The sequence below is a fragment of the Kribbella jiaozuonensis genome (assembly GCF_005233875.1).
Classification (GTDB): Bacteria; Actinomycetota; Actinomycetes; order Propionibacteriales; family Kribbellaceae; genus Kribbella; species Kribbella jiaozuonensis.
The window spans coordinates 554223-571533 of sequence record NZ_SZPZ01000005.1 but is presented as its reverse complement, the minus strand read 5'-3'; the positions used below and the strand labels follow the sequence as shown (position 1 = coordinate 571533).

16 protein-coding genes are annotated in these 17311 nt (G+C 67.8%); 10 read left to right on the top strand and 6 right to left on the bottom strand.

Features of this window, described 5'->3' with window-relative positions; translation table 11 throughout:
• Positions 1–80: 80 nt before the first annotated feature.
• Both FDA38_RS34885 and FDA38_RS34880 read left to right on the top strand, forming a co-directional pair.
• Positions 81–1574, top strand: coding sequence for an MFS transporter (locus FDA38_RS34885; protein ID WP_233715109.1), 1494 nt, complete (start codon positions 81–83; stop codon positions 1572–1574).
• A 132-nt stretch (positions 1575–1706) separates the two neighbouring features.
• Positions 1707–2726 (top strand): hypothetical protein, encoded by a 1020-nt coding sequence (locus FDA38_RS34880; protein WP_137258426.1) that lies wholly within the window; start codon positions 1707–1709, stop codon positions 2724–2726.
• Here FDA38_RS34880 and FDA38_RS34875 read toward each other — a convergent pair.
• Positions 2708–3943, bottom strand: a complete 1236-nt coding sequence (locus FDA38_RS34875) for an MFS transporter (RefSeq protein ID WP_137258425.1) — start codon at positions 3941–3943, stop codon at positions 2708–2710. The genes FDA38_RS34880 and FDA38_RS34875 overlap by 19 nt on opposite strands.
• 148 nt (positions 3944–4091) lie before the next feature.
• Here FDA38_RS34875 and FDA38_RS34870 point away from each other — a divergent pair, with 148 nt between their 5' ends.
• Both FDA38_RS34870 and FDA38_RS34865 read left to right on the top strand, forming a co-directional pair.
• A complete protein-coding gene (locus tag FDA38_RS34870) occupies positions 4092–5069 on the top strand; it encodes an ATP-binding cassette domain-containing protein (RefSeq protein ID WP_137258424.1) in 978 nt (325 codons plus the stop codon).
• Positions 5066–5902 carry an ABC transporter permease gene (locus tag FDA38_RS34865; RefSeq protein ID WP_137258423.1) on the top strand — a complete coding sequence of 279 codons (837 nt, stop codon included), beginning with the start codon at positions 5066–5068 and terminating at the stop codon, positions 5900–5902. The genes FDA38_RS34870 and FDA38_RS34865 overlap by 4 nt, the downstream gene beginning before the upstream one ends.
• Here the strand turns inward: FDA38_RS34865 and FDA38_RS34860 are convergent.
• The 3 genes from FDA38_RS34860 to FDA38_RS34850 all read right to left on the bottom strand — a co-directional run bounded on the left by FDA38_RS34860 (position 5899) and on the right by FDA38_RS34850 (position 7982).
• Complete coding sequence (locus FDA38_RS34860) at positions 5899–6705, bottom strand: class I SAM-dependent methyltransferase (RefSeq protein ID WP_137258422.1); 807 nt, start codon at positions 6703–6705, stop codon at positions 5899–5901. The genes FDA38_RS34865 and FDA38_RS34860 overlap by 4 nt on opposite strands.
• Positions 6706–6812: 107 nt before the next feature.
• Positions 6813–7325, bottom strand: coding sequence for a transcription elongation factor GreA (greA, locus tag FDA38_RS34855; protein ID WP_134108254.1), 513 nt, complete (start codon positions 7323–7325; stop codon positions 6813–6815).
• A 219-nt stretch (positions 7326–7544) separates the two neighbouring features.
• Positions 7545–7982 carry a DUF4307 domain-containing protein gene (locus FDA38_RS34850; protein WP_137258421.1) on the bottom strand — a complete coding sequence of 146 codons (438 nt, stop codon included), beginning with the start codon at positions 7980–7982 and terminating at the stop codon, positions 7545–7547.
• A 58-nt stretch (positions 7983–8040) separates the two neighbouring features.
• Here FDA38_RS34850 and mca point away from each other — a divergent pair, with 58 nt between their 5' ends.
• On the top strand, positions 8041–8904 hold the full coding sequence (gene mca, locus FDA38_RS34845; protein WP_137258420.1) for a mycothiol conjugate amidase Mca: 864 nt from the start codon (positions 8041–8043) through the stop codon (positions 8902–8904).
• A gap of 496 nt (positions 8905–9400) precedes the next feature.
• Positions 9401–10435 (top strand): copper resistance D family protein, encoded by a 1035-nt coding sequence (locus FDA38_RS34840; RefSeq protein WP_233715108.1) that lies wholly within the window; start codon positions 9401–9403, stop codon positions 10433–10435.
• Here the strand turns inward: FDA38_RS34840 and FDA38_RS34835 are convergent.
• The gene (locus FDA38_RS34835) at positions 10432–10959 is read right to left on the bottom strand and encodes a nitroreductase family protein (protein ID WP_137258419.1); all 528 of its coding nucleotides are present in this window, start codon (positions 10957–10959) and stop codon (positions 10432–10434) included. The two genes, FDA38_RS34840 and FDA38_RS34835, sit on opposite strands and share 4 nt — an antisense overlap.
• A 49-nt stretch (positions 10960–11008) precedes the next feature.
• On the opposite strand from FDA38_RS34835, the gene FDA38_RS34830 reads away from it, so the two are divergent.
• From FDA38_RS34830 to FDA38_RS34820, 3 genes are all read left to right on the top strand, one after another.
• On the top strand, positions 11009–12961 hold the full coding sequence (locus FDA38_RS34830; RefSeq protein WP_137258418.1) for a thioredoxin domain-containing protein: 1953 nt from the start codon (positions 11009–11011) through the stop codon (positions 12959–12961).
• 253 nt (positions 12962–13214) lie between these two features.
• On the top strand, positions 13215–15269 hold the full coding sequence (locus tag FDA38_RS34825) for a M4 family metallopeptidase (RefSeq protein WP_137258417.1): 2055 nt from the start codon (positions 13215–13217) through the stop codon (positions 15267–15269).
• 71 nt (positions 15270–15340) lie between these two features.
• Positions 15341–16756 (top strand): M28 family metallopeptidase, encoded by a 1416-nt coding sequence (locus FDA38_RS34820; RefSeq protein WP_137258416.1) that lies wholly within the window; start codon positions 15341–15343, stop codon positions 16754–16756.
• Here FDA38_RS34820 and FDA38_RS34815 read toward each other — a convergent pair.
• Positions 16753–17097, bottom strand: a complete 345-nt coding sequence (locus FDA38_RS34815) for a hypothetical protein (protein WP_233715107.1) — start codon at positions 17095–17097, stop codon at positions 16753–16755. The genes FDA38_RS34820 and FDA38_RS34815 overlap by 4 nt on opposite strands.
• A 22-nt stretch (positions 17098–17119) precedes the next feature.
• Here FDA38_RS34815 and FDA38_RS42475 point away from each other — a divergent pair, with 22 nt between their 5' ends.
• The gene (locus tag FDA38_RS42475) at positions 17120–17308 is read left to right on the top strand and encodes a hypothetical protein (RefSeq protein WP_170989948.1); all 189 of its coding nucleotides are present in this window, start codon (positions 17120–17122) and stop codon (positions 17306–17308) included.
• Positions 17309–17311: the final 3 nt, after the last annotated feature.

The following is a 17311-nucleotide window of genomic DNA, read 5'->3' as shown; positions in this document are numbered from 1 at the left end:
CCATAGCATGCACGCGCATTCAATGCAAACGCATTTAATGCCTGGACATTAGATGCATGTGCATGGAATAGTTTCTCCTCGTGACTACGCAAACCACATCTCCTGCCCGGATGACCTGGGACGCTCGCCTGTGGGGCGCCCTCCTGGTGGTCTGCGGCGTGATCTTCCTCGACGGCCTGGACGTGTCCATGGTCGGCATGTCACTGCCGTCCATCGGCGCCGACCTGGGCGTCTCCCTTTCGTCTCTCCAGTGGGTCGTGACCGGCTACGTGCTCGGGTACGGCGGCCTGCTGCTCCTCGGCGGCCGGACCGCCGATCTGCTCGGCCGGCGCCGGGTCTTCCTGATCGCGCTGGCCGTCTTCGCCGTCGTCTCGATGCTGAGCTCGCTGGCGAGCAACCCCGAACTGCTCATCGCGGCGCGGTTCGTGAAGGGTGTCGCCGCGGCGTTCACCGCCCCGGCCGCGCTCTCGATCATCACCACGACCTTCCACGAGGGCCCGGATCGCAACCGCGCCCTCAGCATCTTCACGACCTGCGCCGCCAGCGGCTTCTCGATGGGCCTGATCCTCGGCGGCGCGCTGACCGAGGTCGGCTGGCGCTGGACCTTCCTGATGCCCGGCCCGGTCGCCCTGATCGTGCTGCTGTTCGGCCTCAAGCTGATCCCGAACAGCCCGCGTGACGACGCCGCCGGCGGGTACGACGTACCGGGCGCCATCACCGTCACCGGAGGCATGCTGTCGCTGGTCTACGCGGTCGTCGGCGCCGAACACGCCGGCTGGGTCTCGGTGCAGACCTTCGGGCTGTTCGCGCTCGCGATCGTGCTGCTGGCGAGCTTCGTCGTGATCGAGCTGCGTACCAAGCACCCGCTGGTCCGGCTCGGCATCCTGCGCAACCCGTCGCTGCGGCGGGCGAACCTGGCCATCCTGACCGTCTTCGGTTCGTACGTCGCTTTCCAGCTGATCGGCACCATGTACTTCCAGAACCTGCTCGGCTGGTCGTCGTTCCAGACCGCGCTGGGCTTCCTTCCGGCCGGCCTGCTGGTCGCCACGCTCTCGCCGAACGTCGGCAAGATCGTGGACCGGGTCGGCACCGAGAAGATGATCATCCTGGCGATGGGGCTGTTCGTCGCCGGGTACGCCCTGTCGCTGCGGATCGGGCCGGACTCGGCGTACTTCTCGACCGTGTTCCCGACGATCATGCTGCTCGGGCTCGGGTTCGCGATCGGGTTCCCGTCGCTGAACATCCAGGCGGTGTCCGGGGTTCCGGACCACGAGCAGGGGCTCGCATCGGGGCTGTTCAACACCTCGAACCAGGTCGGCGGCGCAGTGGTGCTCGCGATCGTGACCGCGGTGATCAGCGGCCAGTCGGCCGGTGTCACCACGGCGGCCGGGGTGCTCCCGGCGTACAAGTCCGGGCTGGGGGTCGTGACGGGGATCGCGGCGCTCGGACTGGTGATCGCACTGACCGGTCTGCGCGGGCTGAAGGCTCGCCGGGCGCTCGAAGAGGAAGAGGCGGCCGAGCTGACCGCCGTACAGGACGAGCTGGCGTCGGAGGAGATGACGCCGGCAGCGTGACAACAACCAGCTCCATCCGAGGGCTGTGAGGTTATAGATGAGTGGTGCGGGCTTCCTTCGGGGGTCCGCACCACTGCTTATCCGGGGATTCCCCGATTGGTTTCGACCCGTCGGGGTGCTGCACTTGGGGACATGAGCAACCAGAGCTACGACCAGCAGGTCAAGGACGTCCTCGACCGGGTCGCCAAGGGCCACCTCTCCACCGAGGAGGCCACCACCCTGATCGCCGCCATCAAGACCACCCCTTCCGAGCCCGAAGCTCCGGCGGCAGAAGCTCCGGTTGCCGACGAACCGTCCACCTCGGTCTGGGCGGATGCCGTCGACTCACCCACCGCCGAGCCGGTCGCTGAGCCGGTCGCTGAGCCGGTCGCTGAGCCGGTCGCCGAGCCGGCCGCCGCTCCGGAGCCGACTCCGACCAGTGAGTCGACCGCCGGCCGTCACGCGGGTGGGCCGGTGCAGGACGTCGTGGATGCCGAAGACGAGGCAGAGCCGGTCGAGGAGGAGCACAGCAACGTGCCGGTCCCGGCCGGGGTGCAGCGGGTTACTGTCCGGGCGATCGGGCGGCGGGTGCGTTTGATCGGTGAGCCGGCCGTGAACGGTGTCGCCGTCGACGGCCCGCACGTGATCAAGCGCGACGGTGACACGCTCGCCATCAGCAGCGAAGGCGACATGGGCGTGTCGATCGACGGGTTCAGCATGCTGCGCAACCCGACCGACCTGAAGGCGCACGTGAACGGCCTCGCCAAGGAGCTGTCGATCCGCGTCAACCCGAGCCTGCAGGTCGAGGTCGAGGTGACCGGCGGCAGCGTGAACGCCGAGCGCCTGCCGGGTCTGACCCGCGTCCGCGTCACCGCCGGTACGGCGAAGGTCTCGGACGTCGACGGCCCGATCGACGTACTCGTCCAGGCCGGCTCGGCCGACCTCGACGCCCAGATCACCAAGGGCCGCTCCCGGGTCCGCGTGGAATCCGGTACGGCGAAGGTCGCGCTCCGCCGCGGCTCCGACGTCCACGTCCACACCGAGGCCCAGCTCGGCCGCGTCACCTGGACCGGCGCCGTCTCCGGCCAGTCCAAGGACGTCGAGATCGGCCGCGGCCGCGCCGCCCTGGACGTAGAGGTCCTCGTCGGCACCGCTCAGATCGCCTCCGACTGAGCGACCGGGATCGTGCGCAATGTGCGAAGTGGGGAGAAGTAGAGGACAGCGTTTCCGGCGAGGGTGCCGAGGCCTGCGATCCACAGCGTGGTGTGCAGGCCGAACGCTGTGCCCAGCGCCCCGCCGAGCAGGCTGCCGAGGGGTGCGGCGCCCCAGCTGACGAAGCTCATGGTGGCGCTCACCCGGCCCTGCAGTTCGGGTGGGCACAGCCGTTGCTGCGTGCTGACCTGCAGGATGTAGCTGACGATGATGCAGAAGCCGGCGAGCAGCGTGCCGACGACGAACCAGCTGACCTGCCAGCCCGGTGCGGTCAGCGCCTGCACGGTGAACGCGACGCCGATACCTGTCGACGACAGCAGCAGTGTGCGCGCATCGCCGTACCGGGTGCTGAGTCGCTCGGTGACGACCGAAGCCACGATCGCGCTGCAGAGGCCGATCATGCTGAGTACGCCGATGGTTGCCGGCTGCAAATGAACCGCGCGGACCAGGTAGACGACCATGATCGCGCCGGCCGCCGCCTGGAACAGCATCGTCACCATCGTGTTCAGCGCGAGCGGCCGCAGCAGCGGGTGATGGAACACGTGCCGCATACCGTCCGCGATCTCGCGCCGCAGGTCGGGCCGTTCGGGCTTCACCGGCTCGGCCTCCGGCGCCCGGATCGAGCGCAGCCACAGGGCTGACCACAGGAAGCTGAGCGCGTCGAGGCCGATCGTCAGCGCCGCGCCGAGCCACTGGACGAGGATGCCGCTTGCGCCGGCGCCGACGACCGCCGCGATCGAGTGGTTGGCGGCGAGTTTGGCGTTGCCCGGCAGCAGGCGATCCCGCTCGAGGAGTCGGGGCAGATACGAGTTGTGCGCCACGTCGAACAGGACGGTGAGGATCCCGGCCGGCACGAGTACGGCGTACACCTGCGTGAGCGTGAGTACGTCGAACCACCAGGCGATCGGGATCGATGCGTAGAGCAGCGCGCGCAGCAGATCGGCGTACACGAGGACCGGACGGCAACGGATCCGGTCGGCCCACGCGCCCGCGAACAGGCCGAGGACGAGCCAGGCGGCCGTCTCGCAGGTCCGCAGCAGCGAGACCTGCAGCGTCGACGCGTTGAGGGTCAGCACGGCGAGCAGCGGGATCGCGCTCATGCTCAGGCGGGAGCCGAGCTGGCTGAGCAGGTCAGCGGCCCACAGCCGGCGGAAATCCGGGTGACGGAGGATGCCCATTCCGCGACCGTAGAACGTGAGTTGAGCCGTGTCGACTCAAGTATCAAGAAAGTTGAGTCGAGGGGACTCAATATAATTCCCGGGTGAAATTGTCGGCGATCTCCGGCAGGATGGTGGCCTGCGTCACATCCAGAAGGGGGACGTGCGGATGGCTGCAATCGAGGCGACCGGCCTCGTGAAGGCGTTCAAAGGCAGAAAATCGACGGTCAAGGCACTCGACGGGATCGATCTCGACGTGCCGGAGGGGACGGTGCTCGGCCTGCTCGGGCCGAACGGAGCGGGCAAGACCACGGCAGTCCGGGTGCTCACCACGCTGCTCAGGCCGGACGCCGGCACGGCCCGCGTGCTCGGCCACGACGTGGTGAAAGAGGCGGACACGGTCCGCGGACTCGTCGGCCTCTCCGGGCAGTACGCCGCCGTCGACGAACTGCTGACCGGCCGGGAGAACCTGTGGATGTTCGGCCGGCTGTACCGGCTGCCGAGCGACCGGGCCAAGCGACGGGCGGAGGAACTGCTGGAGACGTTCGACCTGACCGACGCCGCGGACCGGATCCTCAAGACGTACTCCGGTGGCATGCGCCGCCGGCTCGACCTGGCCGGCTCGCTGATCGCGCACCCGAAGGTGCTGTTCCTCGACGAGCCGACGACCGGGCTGGACCCGCGGTCGCGGCTCGACCTGTGGCAGATCATCCGCGATCGCGTTCGCGAAGGCGTGACGATCCTGCTGACCACGCAGTACCTCGAGGAGGCCGACGAGCTGGCCGACAGCATCGCGGTGGTCGATCACGGCTCGGTGATCGCCCGCGGTACTGCGGACGAGCTCAAGGCGAAGGTCGGCGGTGAGCGGATCGAGGTCGTCGTCCACGACCCGTCCGATCTGACCCGGGCGCTGGAGTTGCTCACGAACGCGCTCGGGATCGCCGATCCGGAGGCGACCTCGCTCGACCAGCACGCCCGCCGGATCACGGTGCCGGCGCCGGGCGGTTCGAGCGCGCTGGTCGACGTGATCCGGACGCTGGACGCCGCCGGGATCCGGATCGCCGACATCGGCCTGCGGCGGCCGACGCTGGACGACGTGTTCCTCACCCTGACCGGGCACGAGGCCGAGCAGAAGGAGACGGTGTGAGTATCGAGATACCGGCCCGGGTGAATCCGCTCGCGCGGGCGTTGTCGGATGCCGGGATCCTGGCCTGGCGGAGCCTGAAGCGGATCCCGCGGACGCCGGACATGCTGATCTACGCGACCATCCAGCCGATCATGTTCGTGCTGCTGTTCGCTTACGTGTTCGGGAACGCGATCCCGATCCCGGGCTTTCCCGGACCGAAGGCGTACCGGGAGTTCCTGATGGCCGGGATCTTCGCGCAGACGATGGCGTTCGCGGTCGCCTCGGCGAGTGTCGGGCTGGCCGACGACATGTCGAAGGGGCTGATCGACCGGTTCAGGTCGTTGCCGATGGCAAGGTCCGGGGTGATCGCCGGACGGGTGGTCGGCGACCTGGTCTTCAATACGTTCGTGATGCTGATCATGGTGATCTGCGGGCTCGTCGTCGGCTGGCGCTGGCATAACGGGTTCGGTCAGGCGCTGGCGGCGTTCGGGATCCTGCTGCTGTTCGCGTTCGCGATGCTCTGGGTGGGCGCGCTGATCGGGTTGTCGGTCGGCGGGCCTGAGGTGGCATCGTCCGCGGGGCTGATCTGGCTGTTCCCGCTGACGTTCCTCTCGAACGCGTTCGTCCCGACGCCGCAACTCCCGAGCGCCCTGCAACCGATCGCCGAGTGGAACCCGATCTCCTCGATCGTCGCCGCCTGCCGCCACCTCTTCGGCAACCCGTCACCGTTCGCCAGCCCGGACAGCTTCCCCGCCCAGCACCCGGTCTGGCTCTCCCTGATCTGGTGCACCGCAATCATCGCCGTCTTCGCCCCACTGGCAGTCCGCAAGTACCGGAGCGCCACTGGGCGCTAGCGGACGGCAGTGATCGCCATCGTGTAGGTGTGCACGGGCCCGAACTGTGCCGGCGTGAAGTCGCCTGTGACGGTGATGTTGTCCGGTGCGAAGCCGGCTAGTTGGAGCATCCAGAGGAGTTCGTTGCGGAAGTACCAATGGCCCTGGCCTGTGCGGATCTCGGTGCGGACCAGGGCAGTTCCGGCGTACCGCTCGTAGCGGCGTTCTTCGTGCCAGGTCTGCTCGATGCGGTCGAGGGCGGTGAAGCGGGTGGAGACCTTGAGGCGGTCGCCGTCGGGTAGGTCGACCTGGATCGTGGGCGCCCAGGGTGTGGGGAAGTCGTCGCCGGGCGGCTCGGCGTAGTTGATGCCGACCGGGAAGACGTTGAAGGCGAGTACGCCGCCGATGTCGAGGTGGTCGTGACACCGGCGGAGGGTCTGCAGTGCTTCCTGCCGGTCCATCACACAGGCGAAGCTGCCGCACGGGATGTAGATGGTGCGGAACGTGCCTGGTACGGCGAGTTCCTGCATCGGCTGTTCGTACAGGGTGGGCTCCAGGCCCAGTCGCGCCGCCTCCTCGCGGCAGGCCGTCAGCATGTCGCGCGAGATGTCGCTCCCGGAGACGTCCAGACCTTCGGCCAGATACGTCAGCAGCAACCGCCCGGACCCGCACCCGAGCTCGAGTGCGGGCCCGTCCTGGGACCGGATGATCTCCCGGTAGAAGGACGCGTCGCGCCGCGGATCCGCCCGCGACGCGACCGCCCACTGCTCGGCCGCGAGACCGCCGAACAGCTCGGCCTCGTCGTACCCGCCGCCGGCGTCCATCTCCGCAGTCTGGACCGCGGGCGGCGAACCCGCCTCCGAATTAGCGGACCCGGAAAAGCCAAGCGCCCCGGTGGTTGTCCACCGGGGCGCTGGGAGCTTTTGGTGGGTCAGCCGGTGAAGGGTTCCGCGGCGACGATCTGGACCGTTACGGGCTTGCCGTTGGGCGCCTCGTAGGTGGCCTTGTCGCCCTTCTTCTTGCCGAGGATCGCGGCGCCGAGCGGCGACTGCGGGGAGTACACGTCGATGTCGACCGACGCGTCCAGGGCGAGCAACTCGCGGGAGCCGAGCAGGAACGTCTCGACGTCGTCGTCACCGGCGAAGGTGATCGACACCTTCATACCGGGCTCGATCTTGCCGCCGGCCTTCGGGGTCTCGCCGACCCGGGCCCGACGGAGCATGTCCTCGAGCTGCCGGATCCGGGCCTCGATCTTGCCCTGCTCGTCCTTCGCGGCGTGGTAGCCGCCGTTCTCCTTGAGGTCGCCCTCGTCCCTGGCCTCGCTGATCCGCTGCGTGATCTCGGCGCGGGCCGGGCCCTTGAGGTGCTCGAGCTCCGACTTCAGCTGGTCGTAACCGTCCTGCGTCAGCCAGACAACGCTGTCCTCATCGATCTTCTGCGTCACGGGCTGCTCCTTGTGTCGGTTGGGATGGGCAGGAAAATACTGCTGGCCGCCGTCGTCGACGGCGACCAATCCAACGAGCGTAGCAAGAGTCCGCAGATCACGCAGGGTTTCTGCGGCGACGCAAACACGGGGAAACCGTTTGCCCTGAAGGTTTTTCCCGTTAATCGTTCATGCTGACGGCAATCGGTTGCCAGGCCGGATCCGCGCCGGTCGCGCGGGTCAGTGCGGGCGGTGCTGGTCGGCCGTCGTACAGCCGACGAGTACGACGGTGGTTGCGGAGCGTTGCGTCGTCAGCGTGACCGGGAGCACCTGGTGGCGGGGTGAATCCGCCGTCACGGTCACGGTCACCTCACCGACGATCGAGAAGTCGGCCGCCTTCGCCTGCAGCCGGCAACTGGCCTCCACCGACTTGGTCCGGTCCACCTTCATCGTGGCCTTCGCGCTCGTCGGCGAGACGATCTCGAACCCGTTCAGTTGCGAGGTGACCGGCGGATTCGACTGCACCCAGGCCGCCCACACCAGCCACGCCAGGCCGGCCAGGATCACGACCCCGAGGCCGCCGATCACGAGCGGTCGCCAGGACCGCCCGCCCCTGCCGTACCGCGCGTTCAGGTCGGAGGTCGGGGTGGCGGCGGATGACGCAGATGGCTCGGGCACAGGTAGTCCAGGGGGTCGGTCGTGGGTTTTGCCGGAGGTTGGAGGACCATTGTGTCTTGTGAGTGGAGATCTTCGGCTGTTGCATGTGCACGCCCACCCGGATGACGAGTCGAGCAAGGGAGCCGCGTCGACGGCCAGGTACGTGGCCGAGGGCGTCGAGGTGATGGTCGCCACCTGTACCGGCGGCGAACGCGGATCGATCCTGAATCCGAAGATGGACCGCCCGGAGGTGCTGGCGAACATCACCGAGATCCGCCGCAAGGAGATGGACGCGGCGCGCGAGATCCTCGGCATCCGGCAGGAGTGGCTGGGCTGGGTCGACTCGGGTTTCCCGGAGGGCGATCCGCTGCCGCCGCTGCCCGAGGGCTGCTTCGGTGCGCTGAAGGTCGAGGACGCCGCGGCCCCGCTGGTGAAGCTGATCCGCGAGTTCCGCCCGCAGGTCGTCACGACGTACGACGAGAACGGCGGCTACCCGCACCCGGACCACGTGATGTGCCACCAGATCAGCGTGGCCGCGTTCGAGGCCGCGGGGGACAAGGACGCCTATCCGGAGCTCGGCGAGCCGTTCCAGCCGCTGAAGCTGTACTACCACCACACGTTCCACTACGAGCGGATGAAGGCGCTGCACGACGCGATGGTCGCGCGCGGCCTCGAGTCGCCGTACGCCGAGCGCCTGAAGGACTGGAAGCCGGACCCGGAGAACGAGCGCCGGATCACCACCCGGGTCGAGTGCGCGGAGTATTTCGCCACCCGGGACAAGGCGCTGCTCGCCCACGCCACGCAGATCGACCCGGACGGCGGCTGGTTCACCGTTCCGCTCGAGGTGCATCAGGCGGCCTGGCCGACCGAGGACTACGAGCTCGCTCGGAGTCTGGTCGAGTCGGAATTGCCTGAGGACGATCTGTTCGCGGGGCTGCGCTGACGGGCGGCTGGGACAATGAGAGACTGGTGGCGTGACAGCGACGACCTCCCTTCTGACGGCCGAGATCGACCCGAATACGGTGAAACCCGGTTGGGTCGCGCTGTTGATCGTGCTCGCTCTCGGTGCCGCCACGGTGCTCCTGTGGCGCAACATGGGCAAACAGCTGAAGCGCATCGATGTGCCTCACGCCGGTGCGGACGACCCAGCACCGTCCGGCGACCCAGCGACACCGGAGAGCTCGCCTTCCCCGGATGGCGATGTACCGCCTACGACTTCGGACCGGACACCGACGGAGACGACGGAGACCTCGGCAGCGACTGAGCCGGCGAAGGACTCGAAACAACACTCTGAGCACTGACGCCATGACGGTGCGGTAACTGATTCCTGGGAGCTGGGCTACACCCTGGTCACGAGATGGTGTCGGACTGGGCAGCCCACCTTTGCATGACCCTATAGTGAGCCGGGTGCTGAATGGTGCCCCTCCCCGGTCCGCTCGGTGAGCGCGACTCGCGCTACCCGCGCCGCCCGGCATCGCATGCCCGGACGTCTGGTCGCGGCCGGGGTCGGTGCTGTCGTCATCGCCTCGGTGGCTCTGGTGGTCGCGTTGTTCGCGGCCGGCAGTCAGCCGCGTGACCTCGGCGGGATCGGCGGTCCGGACCTCTTCGTCTCCTGGCTGCTGCCGCTGCTCAAACTGATCTCCACGCTGGCGACGGTCGGCTGTGCCGGCGCGCTGCTCGCCGCGGTCGTGCTGCTGCGGATCGAGGGCGGTCCGCTCGGCGTACAGGGCCGGCGTGCGGTCCGGGACGCGAGCAACTCGGCGATCATCTGGGCGATCTGTGCGTTCGTCAACGCGATCGTCACCGCGGCGATCCTGCTCGACACCCCGGTGGCCTTGTTGCGGATGCGGTTCGACGACGCTCTGGGCGTACCCGAGGTGAAGGCGCTGCTGATCACGGGCATCCTCGTGCTCGCCTTGGCGATCGGCATCCGGCGGGTGCAGACCTCGTCCGCGGCGGGTCTCGGCGTACTGGTCGCGATCGCCGCACTGATCCCGACCGCGGTCACGGCGTACCCACGGAACGAGTCGTACGTCGTACTGGCCGGCGCGGCACTGGTGATCCACGTGATCGCGGCGACCACGTGGGTCGGCGGGCTCGCGGGCCTGGTCCGATACGGGCGTGCGAGCCGGACCGGGCTGCCGATCGTGCTGGAGCGCTACGGGCAGGTCGCGTTCATCTCGTCGATCGCGGTGCTAGTGAGCGGCCTGATCAGCGCCGCCGGGCGGTTGGCCGCGAAGGGCGGCGGTTGGGGTTCGATCCTCGACCCGCTGACCGGCGACGCGTACGGCGCATTGCTGATCGTGAAGATCGCCGCGTTCCTGCTCCTCATCGTGCTGTCCAGCCTTCACCGCAGCCGCGCCCACGGCGACCTCTTGGACGGCGGCCAGCCGTTCTGGCGCATCGTCGGCGTCGAACTCTTCGTCATGGCCCTCGCCCTGGGCCTGTCGATCGCCCTCTCCCAGACGGTCTAGTCCCAGGGCGCGGTCCGGAGTTCCTCGGTACTGCGTCGCTCGCGGTCCGCCGGGCGGTCCTCGGCGGCGCGGCCGATCGCGATCATCGACACGATGTGCCAGCCGGCGCCCGGCTGCAGGTCGTCGGTGAGGGTCTCGAGGTTGAAGGCCCGGAACTGGCGGCAGGCCAGGTCCATGGCGTGGGCCTGCAGGGTCAGGTGTGCGACGGACTGTCCGAGGTCGTAGTCCGCGAAGTCGGAGTAGGCCCAGTCGGTGTCTTCGACGTACCGATGGGCCATGGTCACGATCAGCAGGGACGCGCTCGGTGCCCAGCGGCCTGAGCTGCGGGCGAGGTGCTTGACGATGCGATCGTGCTCGGGCTCGCCGCGGCGCGCGACGAAGTACGCCCAGGGCTGGGAGTTGCCCGCGGACGGTGCCCAGCGGGCCGCGTCGAGGAGAACCTCGACGTCGTCGTCGGTGACGTTCCAGTCGGAGTCGAACCACATCGGGCTGAAGCGGCTGGCGAGCAACGGGTGCACGGGCATGCACCAATCCAACTGCTGCGCGCCGAGGTCCATTCCGTACGGTGGGGGCATGGCGAACGAGCTCGGGCGATCGACCAGTCCGTACCTGCGGCAGCACGCGGACAACCCGGTCGAGTGGCGGGAGTGGTCGGACCGGGCGTTCGCGGAGGCTCGCGAGCGGGATGTGCCGATCTTTCTCTCGGTCGGGTACTCCGCTTGTCACTGGTGCCATGTGATGGCTCATGAGTCGTTCGAGGACGCGGAGACCGCGGCCTACCTGAGCGAGCACTTCGTGAGTGTGAAGGTGGATCGGGAGGAGCGGCCGGACGTCGATGCCATCTACATGGCGGCGACGGTGGCGATGACCGGGCAGGGCGGGTGGCCGATGTCGGCGTTCCTGACGCCGGCGGGCGAGCCGTTCTTCTGCGGCACGTACTTCCCGAAGGACGCGCGCGGTGGGATGGCCTCGTTCCGGCAGGTGCTGGAGGCAATCACCGACGCGTGGACGAACCGGCGCGAGCAGATCGACGGGATCGGCAAGAACGTGGTCGAGCAACTCGGCGGGCAGCAGCAGCCGACCGGGGGAGAGGTCGACCTGGACCGGGCGGTGCAGCTGCTGAAGACCGACTTCGATCCGGTCGACGCCGGGTTCGGGCGGGCGCCGAAGTTCCCGCCGTCGATGGTGCTCGACTTCCTGCTCCGGCATCATCGCCGTACCGGGGACGAGGATGCGCTGGCGATGGTCGCGCACACCTGCGATCGGATGGCGCGCGGTGGGATGTACGACCAGCTGGCGGGCGGGTTCGCGCGGTACTCCGTCGACGGCCGGTGGATCGTGCCGCATTTCGAGAAGATGCTGTACGACAACGCGCTGCTGCTCGACGTCTATACGCAGTGGTGGACCGTGTCCGCGGATCCGCTCGCGAAGCGCATCGCCGAGGAGACCGCCGACTTCCTCCTGGCCGAGCTCCGTACGCCGGAGGGCGGGTTCGCGTCGGCACTCGATGCCGACACGGATGGGGAGGAGGGCAAGTACTACGCCTGGACTGCTGATCAACTGCGTGAGGTGTTAGGGGCGGACGATGCCGAGTGGGTCATCGAGCTGTGTGACGTCACCGGCACCTTCGAGCACGGCACCTCGGTCCTCCAGCTCAGGCAGGACCCTGACGACTTTGCCCGATGGTCGCGGGTCCGCGAAACCCTCAAGCAGGCACGCAGCACTCGGACCTATCCGGGGCGCGACGACAAGGTAGTTGCCGCGTGGAACGGTCTGGCGATCACGGCGCTGACCCGCGCGGGCATCGTGTTCGACAAACCGCAATACGTCGAGGCTGCGGTCGCCGCGGCCGGATTGATCCGGGACCTGCATCTCGACGGGCGGCTGTACCGGACGTCGCGGGGCGGGGTGCGGGGGAGCGCGGACGGCGTACTCGAGGACTATGCGGCGTTTGCCCAGGCCTGCTTGACTTTGTTGGGCGCCACTGGTGACGTGACGTGGTTCGATACCGCGAAAGCCTTGCTGGACAGGGTTCTGGAGCAGTTTGTTGCTGATGGCTCCTACTTCGACACCGCCGCGGATGCGGAGGAGCTGGTCTGGCGGCCGCAGGATGCGACCGATAACGCTACGCCGTCCGGTGTGAGCTTGGCTGCGGAGGCATTGACGACGCTCGCGAGTCTGACCGGATGGGTCCGCTATGAGACTGCTGCGGGCGAGGCGTTGAAGGCGTCGGCCGCGATTGCCGAGCGGGCGCCGCGGTTCGCCGGCCGGGCGCTCGCGGTTGCCGAGACGATTGCCGGTGGCCCCCTTGAGATCGCTGTCGTCGGTGCGCAGCCCGAGCTGGTCAGGATCGCGTTCACCGACGCGCCCTGGGGTACGGCGATCGTCGCGGGTGAGCCCGGTCTCGCCGTGCCGCTGATGGAGGGGCGCGAGCAGCGCGCGGCGTACGTCTGTCAGAAATTCACCTGCCGGCTGCCCGTCACGTTGCCGGAACACCTTCGGCGCGAGTTGCGCCCCACGGACTGACATCTCGCCGGACGCAGGTTTTCCCCTTCGTTTCGGCCAAATCCCTTGACTCACGGCGACCGGACCGCAACAGTCGGTCCTCAAGTCGGATGTAACAGAAATCGCATGAATCGACACGCAGTGTCACAAATGAGGCAGTGGCACTGCTGGGTCAGCATCCGGCGCGTCCCCAACTGAATTCGGTCGCTGCGCCCAAACAGCGACCACACCGTGAGGAGATGTTGTCTTGAGACGACTGACATCAGCAGGGGCGGTGGCCATCGTCGCGGCAGCGGGTCTTGCCACGACGTTCACCGCTTCGACCGCGGGTGCCGCCGACCGGGCGGTTCCGCTTCCGGCGTCCGGGTTCAACCAACCCGCCGCCGTCCAGGCCGAGCAGGCGCTGACCGCGCAGACGGCCGCAGCTCTCGGTCTCGGCAGTGGCGAGCAGCTCAAGGTTCGCGACGTGGTGAAGGATGCCGACGGCACCGAATACGTCCGCTACGACCGCACGTTCAACGGCCTGAAGGTCGTCGGCGGTGATCTGATCGTCAAGCGCAAGGGCGAGTCGATCGGTCAGGTCACGTACAACCGCGGCGCGAAGGCCGTCGAGGTCGCCACCAAGCCGACCCTGTCCCAGTCGGCTGCTCTTGCGAAGGGCGCACAGGCAGCGAAGTTCAAGGCCTCCGGCAACAAAGGCCAGCTCGTCGTCTTCGTGACGCCGACCAAGCCCGTGCTTGCCTACGAGGTCGTCACCACCGGTGTGAAGCCCGACCAGACCCCGTCGGTGCTGCACTCGTTCATCGACGCCAAGACCGGTGCGGTTCTCGACCAGGACGACGAGGTCAAGACCGGCACCGGCAACTCGATGTACGCCGGCACGGTCACCATCGGTACGTCGGGATCGTCCGGCAACTTCTCGATGACCGACCCGAGCCGCGGTGGCAACTACACCACCGACCTGAACGGCTCGACGTCCGGTAACGGCACCACGTTCACCGACCCCGACGACACCTGGGGCACCGGCGCCGCGTCGAACCGCCAGACCGCCGGTGTGGACGCGCACTACGGCGCCCAGCTGACCTGGGACTACTACAAGAACGTCCACGGCCGGAACGGCATCTTCAACAACGGCCAGGGCGCCCGCTCGCGGGTTCACTACGGCAGCTCGTACGTGAACGCGTTCTGGGACGGCACCCAGATGACGTACGGCGACGGGATCAGCAACACCCACCCGCTGACCGCGATCGACGTGGCCGGTCACGAGATGAGCCACGGTGTGACCGAGGCGACCGCCAACCTGAACTACTCCGGTGACGCCGGCGGCCTGAACGAGGCGACCAGCGACATCTTCGGCACGATGGTCGAGTGGTACGCGAACAACTCGAGCGACCCGGGTGACTACCTGATCGGCGAGAAGATCAACATCAACGGCGACGGTACGCCGCTGCGCTACATGGACAAGCCGTCGAAGGACGGTGCCAGCGTGGACTGCTGGTCGACGAGCACCGGCGGTCTCGACCCGCACTACTCGTCCGGCCCGCTGAACCACTGGTTCTACCTGGCTTCCGAGGGCACCGGCAGCAAGGTCATCAACGGTGTCTCGTACAACAGCACCGCCTGCAACGGCGCGACCTTCAGCGGTGTCGGCCGCGATGTCGCGTCGAAGGTCTGGTACCGCACGCTGAGCACCAAGCTCAGCTCGGGCAGCACCTACAAGGACGCTCGTGAGGGTGCGATCACGTCCGCCAAGGAGCTGTACGGCGCGGACTCCGCGGAGTGCAAGGGCATCGAGGCCGCGTTCAGCGGTATCGCGGTCCCGGCCGGCTCCGCTGCCTGCGGTGGTGGCACCACGCCGCCGCCCACCGGCGACAACCTGCTGCAGAACCCGGGCTTCGAGTCCGGCGCGGTGAACTGGACCGGCACCTCCGGCCCGGTCACCAACAACACCGCCCGCCCGGCCCGCACCGGTAGCTGGAAGCTGTGGCTGCAGGGCAACGGCCGCGCCACCACCGAGAACGTCGGCCAGTCGGTCGCGATCCCGGCGTCGGCGACGACCGCGAGCCTGTCGTTCTGGATCCGGATCGACACCGCCGAGACCACCACCTCGACCGTGTACGACACGGTCAAGGTACAGGTCGTCGACGGCTCGACCGCGACCACGCTGGCGACGTACTCGAACCTGAACAAGAACACGTCGTACGTGCAGAAGACGCTGAACCTGTCGGCGTACAAGGGCAAGACCGTCACGGTGAAGTTCGTCGGCCAGGAGGACTCCTCCGCGCAGACCAGCTTCGTCATCGACGACACCTCGCTGACCGCGAGCTGACCGACGTCCGGGGCGCGGACCCACCGCCCGGGTCCGCGCCCCGGATCCCTTCGGCCGAAGGAGATCTGTTCATGAAGAAGCTCCTCGTCGCCGCGCTCGGCACCACACTGGCTGCCGGCGCGCTGATTGCCCACGGCAACGTCGCTACCGCGGCGGAGTCACCGGACATTTCGGTCACCAACACCAAGGCCCATCTCGACCAGCTGCAGTCGATTGCCACCAGCAACGGTGGCAACCGGTACACGGGCCGGCCGGGGTACAAAGCCTCGGCCGACTACGTGAAGGCCAAGCTGGACGCGGCCGGCTACACCACCACTCTGCAATCGTTCAGCACCTCGGCGGGTACTTCGTACAACGTGATCGCGGAGTGGCCGCACGGCGACGCGAACCATGTCGTGATGGCGGGCTCGCACCTGGACAGCGTCAGCGCCGGTCCGGGGATCAACGACAACGGCTCAGGCAGCGCCGGCGTACTCGAAACCGCCCTCGCTTACGCTGCCAGCGGCCAGACGCCCAGGAACCGGTTGCGGTTCGGGTTCTGGGGATCCGAGGAGCTCGGGCTGCTCGGTTCGAAGTACTACGTGAACAACCTGCCCGCGGCCGAGCGGGACAAGATCGAGCTGTACCTGAACTTCGACATGATCGCGTCGCCGAACCCGGGGTACTTCGTGTACGACGACAACCCGGCCGGCAACGGCGCTCGTGACGATCTCGTCTCGTACTTCACGAGTAAGAGCGTGCAGACCGAGTTCATCGACGTACAAGGCCGCTCCGATCACGCGGCGTTCCGTTCGTTGGGGATTCCAACGGCCGGGACGTTCTCCGGCGCCGAGGAGATCAAGTCGTCGGCGCAGGCCGCGAAGTGGGGTGGTACGGCGAACCAGGCGTTCGACGCGTGCTACCACAGGTCCTGCGACACGATCAGCAATCTGGACCTGACCTCACTGGACCGCCAGATCGATGCCATCGGCTACATGATCTGGACGTACGCACAGAAGGACTACACCGGCGGGCCGCCACCGACCGGTGACAACCTCCTGCAGAACCCAGGCTTCGAGTCCGGTACGGCGAACTGGACGGGGACGACCGGCGTGATCACCAGCAACACCGGCCGCCCGGCCCGCACCGGGACCTGGAAGGCATGGCTGCAGGGGAACGGCCGCAGTAGCACCGAGAACATCGGTCAGGCGGTGGCGATCCCGTCATCGGCGACCGCGGCCGCGTTGTCGTTGTGGATCCGGATCGACTCCGCCGAGACCACGTCGTCGACGGTCTACGACACGGTCAAGGTGCAGGTCGTGAACGGCTCCACGACGACCACGCTGGCGACGTACTCGAACTTGAACAAGAGTACGTCGTACGTGCAGAAGACGCTCGATCTCTCGCCGTACAAGGGAAAGACGGTCACGGTGAAGTTCGTCGGCCAGGAGGATTCGTCGTTGCAGACGAGCTTCGTGATCGACGATGTGGCGGTGACCGCGAGCTAGATCTTCGTGCAGAGCTTGCCTGGTGGGATGGCGGCTTCGGTGAGCAGTGCGTTCACCGGGGCCGCCAGCGGCTTGACCTTCGGGTCCTCGATCCGGGCGGTCTTCCCGTTCGCGGAGACGGCAAGGATCATGTCGTCGGGGTGCTTCGTGGTCGGCTTGGTCGCGACCAGGCCGGCCCAGTCGACCTGCTGAGAGGCCTGGCTGATCGTCGTCAGCAGGCTCGGGGCGAGCTTGCAGCGGATCGTTTCCTTACCGCGCGAGCTCACGGTTGCGACGCCGTCAGGGCTGATCAGCACCTGGTCGTCGAAACCCGCGAACCCACCGGTGCGACTGACTGTCAAGGGCAGACCAGCGCCGACAGGCGTGGACTGCGTAACCGACGGCATGGTCGGTGACGGCGTGTTGCTGGTCGTGGGCGTGCTCCCCGCGCCGGACTCGCTGCCGCATCCGCTCAACACGACGAGTCCTGCCAGGGCGGCCACTGCTGTGTATCTGCTCAGGTTCGTCACGCACTATGGATACACGTCGGCAGGGCGTTCGTTGCAGCTGTGACAC

Bases quoted from the DNA above. Each gene is read 5' to 3' on its own strand.
- FDA38_RS34835 (WP_137258419.1), bottom strand. From the start codon at position 10,959: ATGCCCGTGCACCCGTTGCTCGCCAGCCGCTTCAGCCCGATGTGGTTC.
- FDA38_RS34820 (WP_137258416.1), top strand. From the start codon at position 15,341: ATGAAGAAGCTCCTCGTCGCCGCGCTCGGCACCACACTGGCTGCCGGC.
- FDA38_RS34860 (WP_137258422.1), bottom strand. From the start codon at position 6,705: ATGGACGCCGGCGGCGGGTACGACGAGGCCGAGCTGTTCGGCGGTCTC.
- FDA38_RS34830 (WP_137258418.1), top strand. From the start codon at position 11,009: ATGGCGAACGAGCTCGGGCGATCGACCAGTCCGTACCTGCGGCAGCAC.
- FDA38_RS34875 (WP_137258425.1), bottom strand. From the start codon at position 3,943: ATGGGCATCCTCCGTCACCCGGATTTCCGCCGGCTGTGGGCCGCTGAC.
- FDA38_RS34870 (WP_137258424.1), top strand. From the start codon at position 4,092: ATGGCTGCAATCGAGGCGACCGGCCTCGTGAAGGCGTTCAAAGGCAGA.
- FDA38_RS34880 (WP_137258426.1), top strand. From the start codon at position 1,707: ATGAGCAACCAGAGCTACGACCAGCAGGTCAAGGACGTCCTCGACCGG.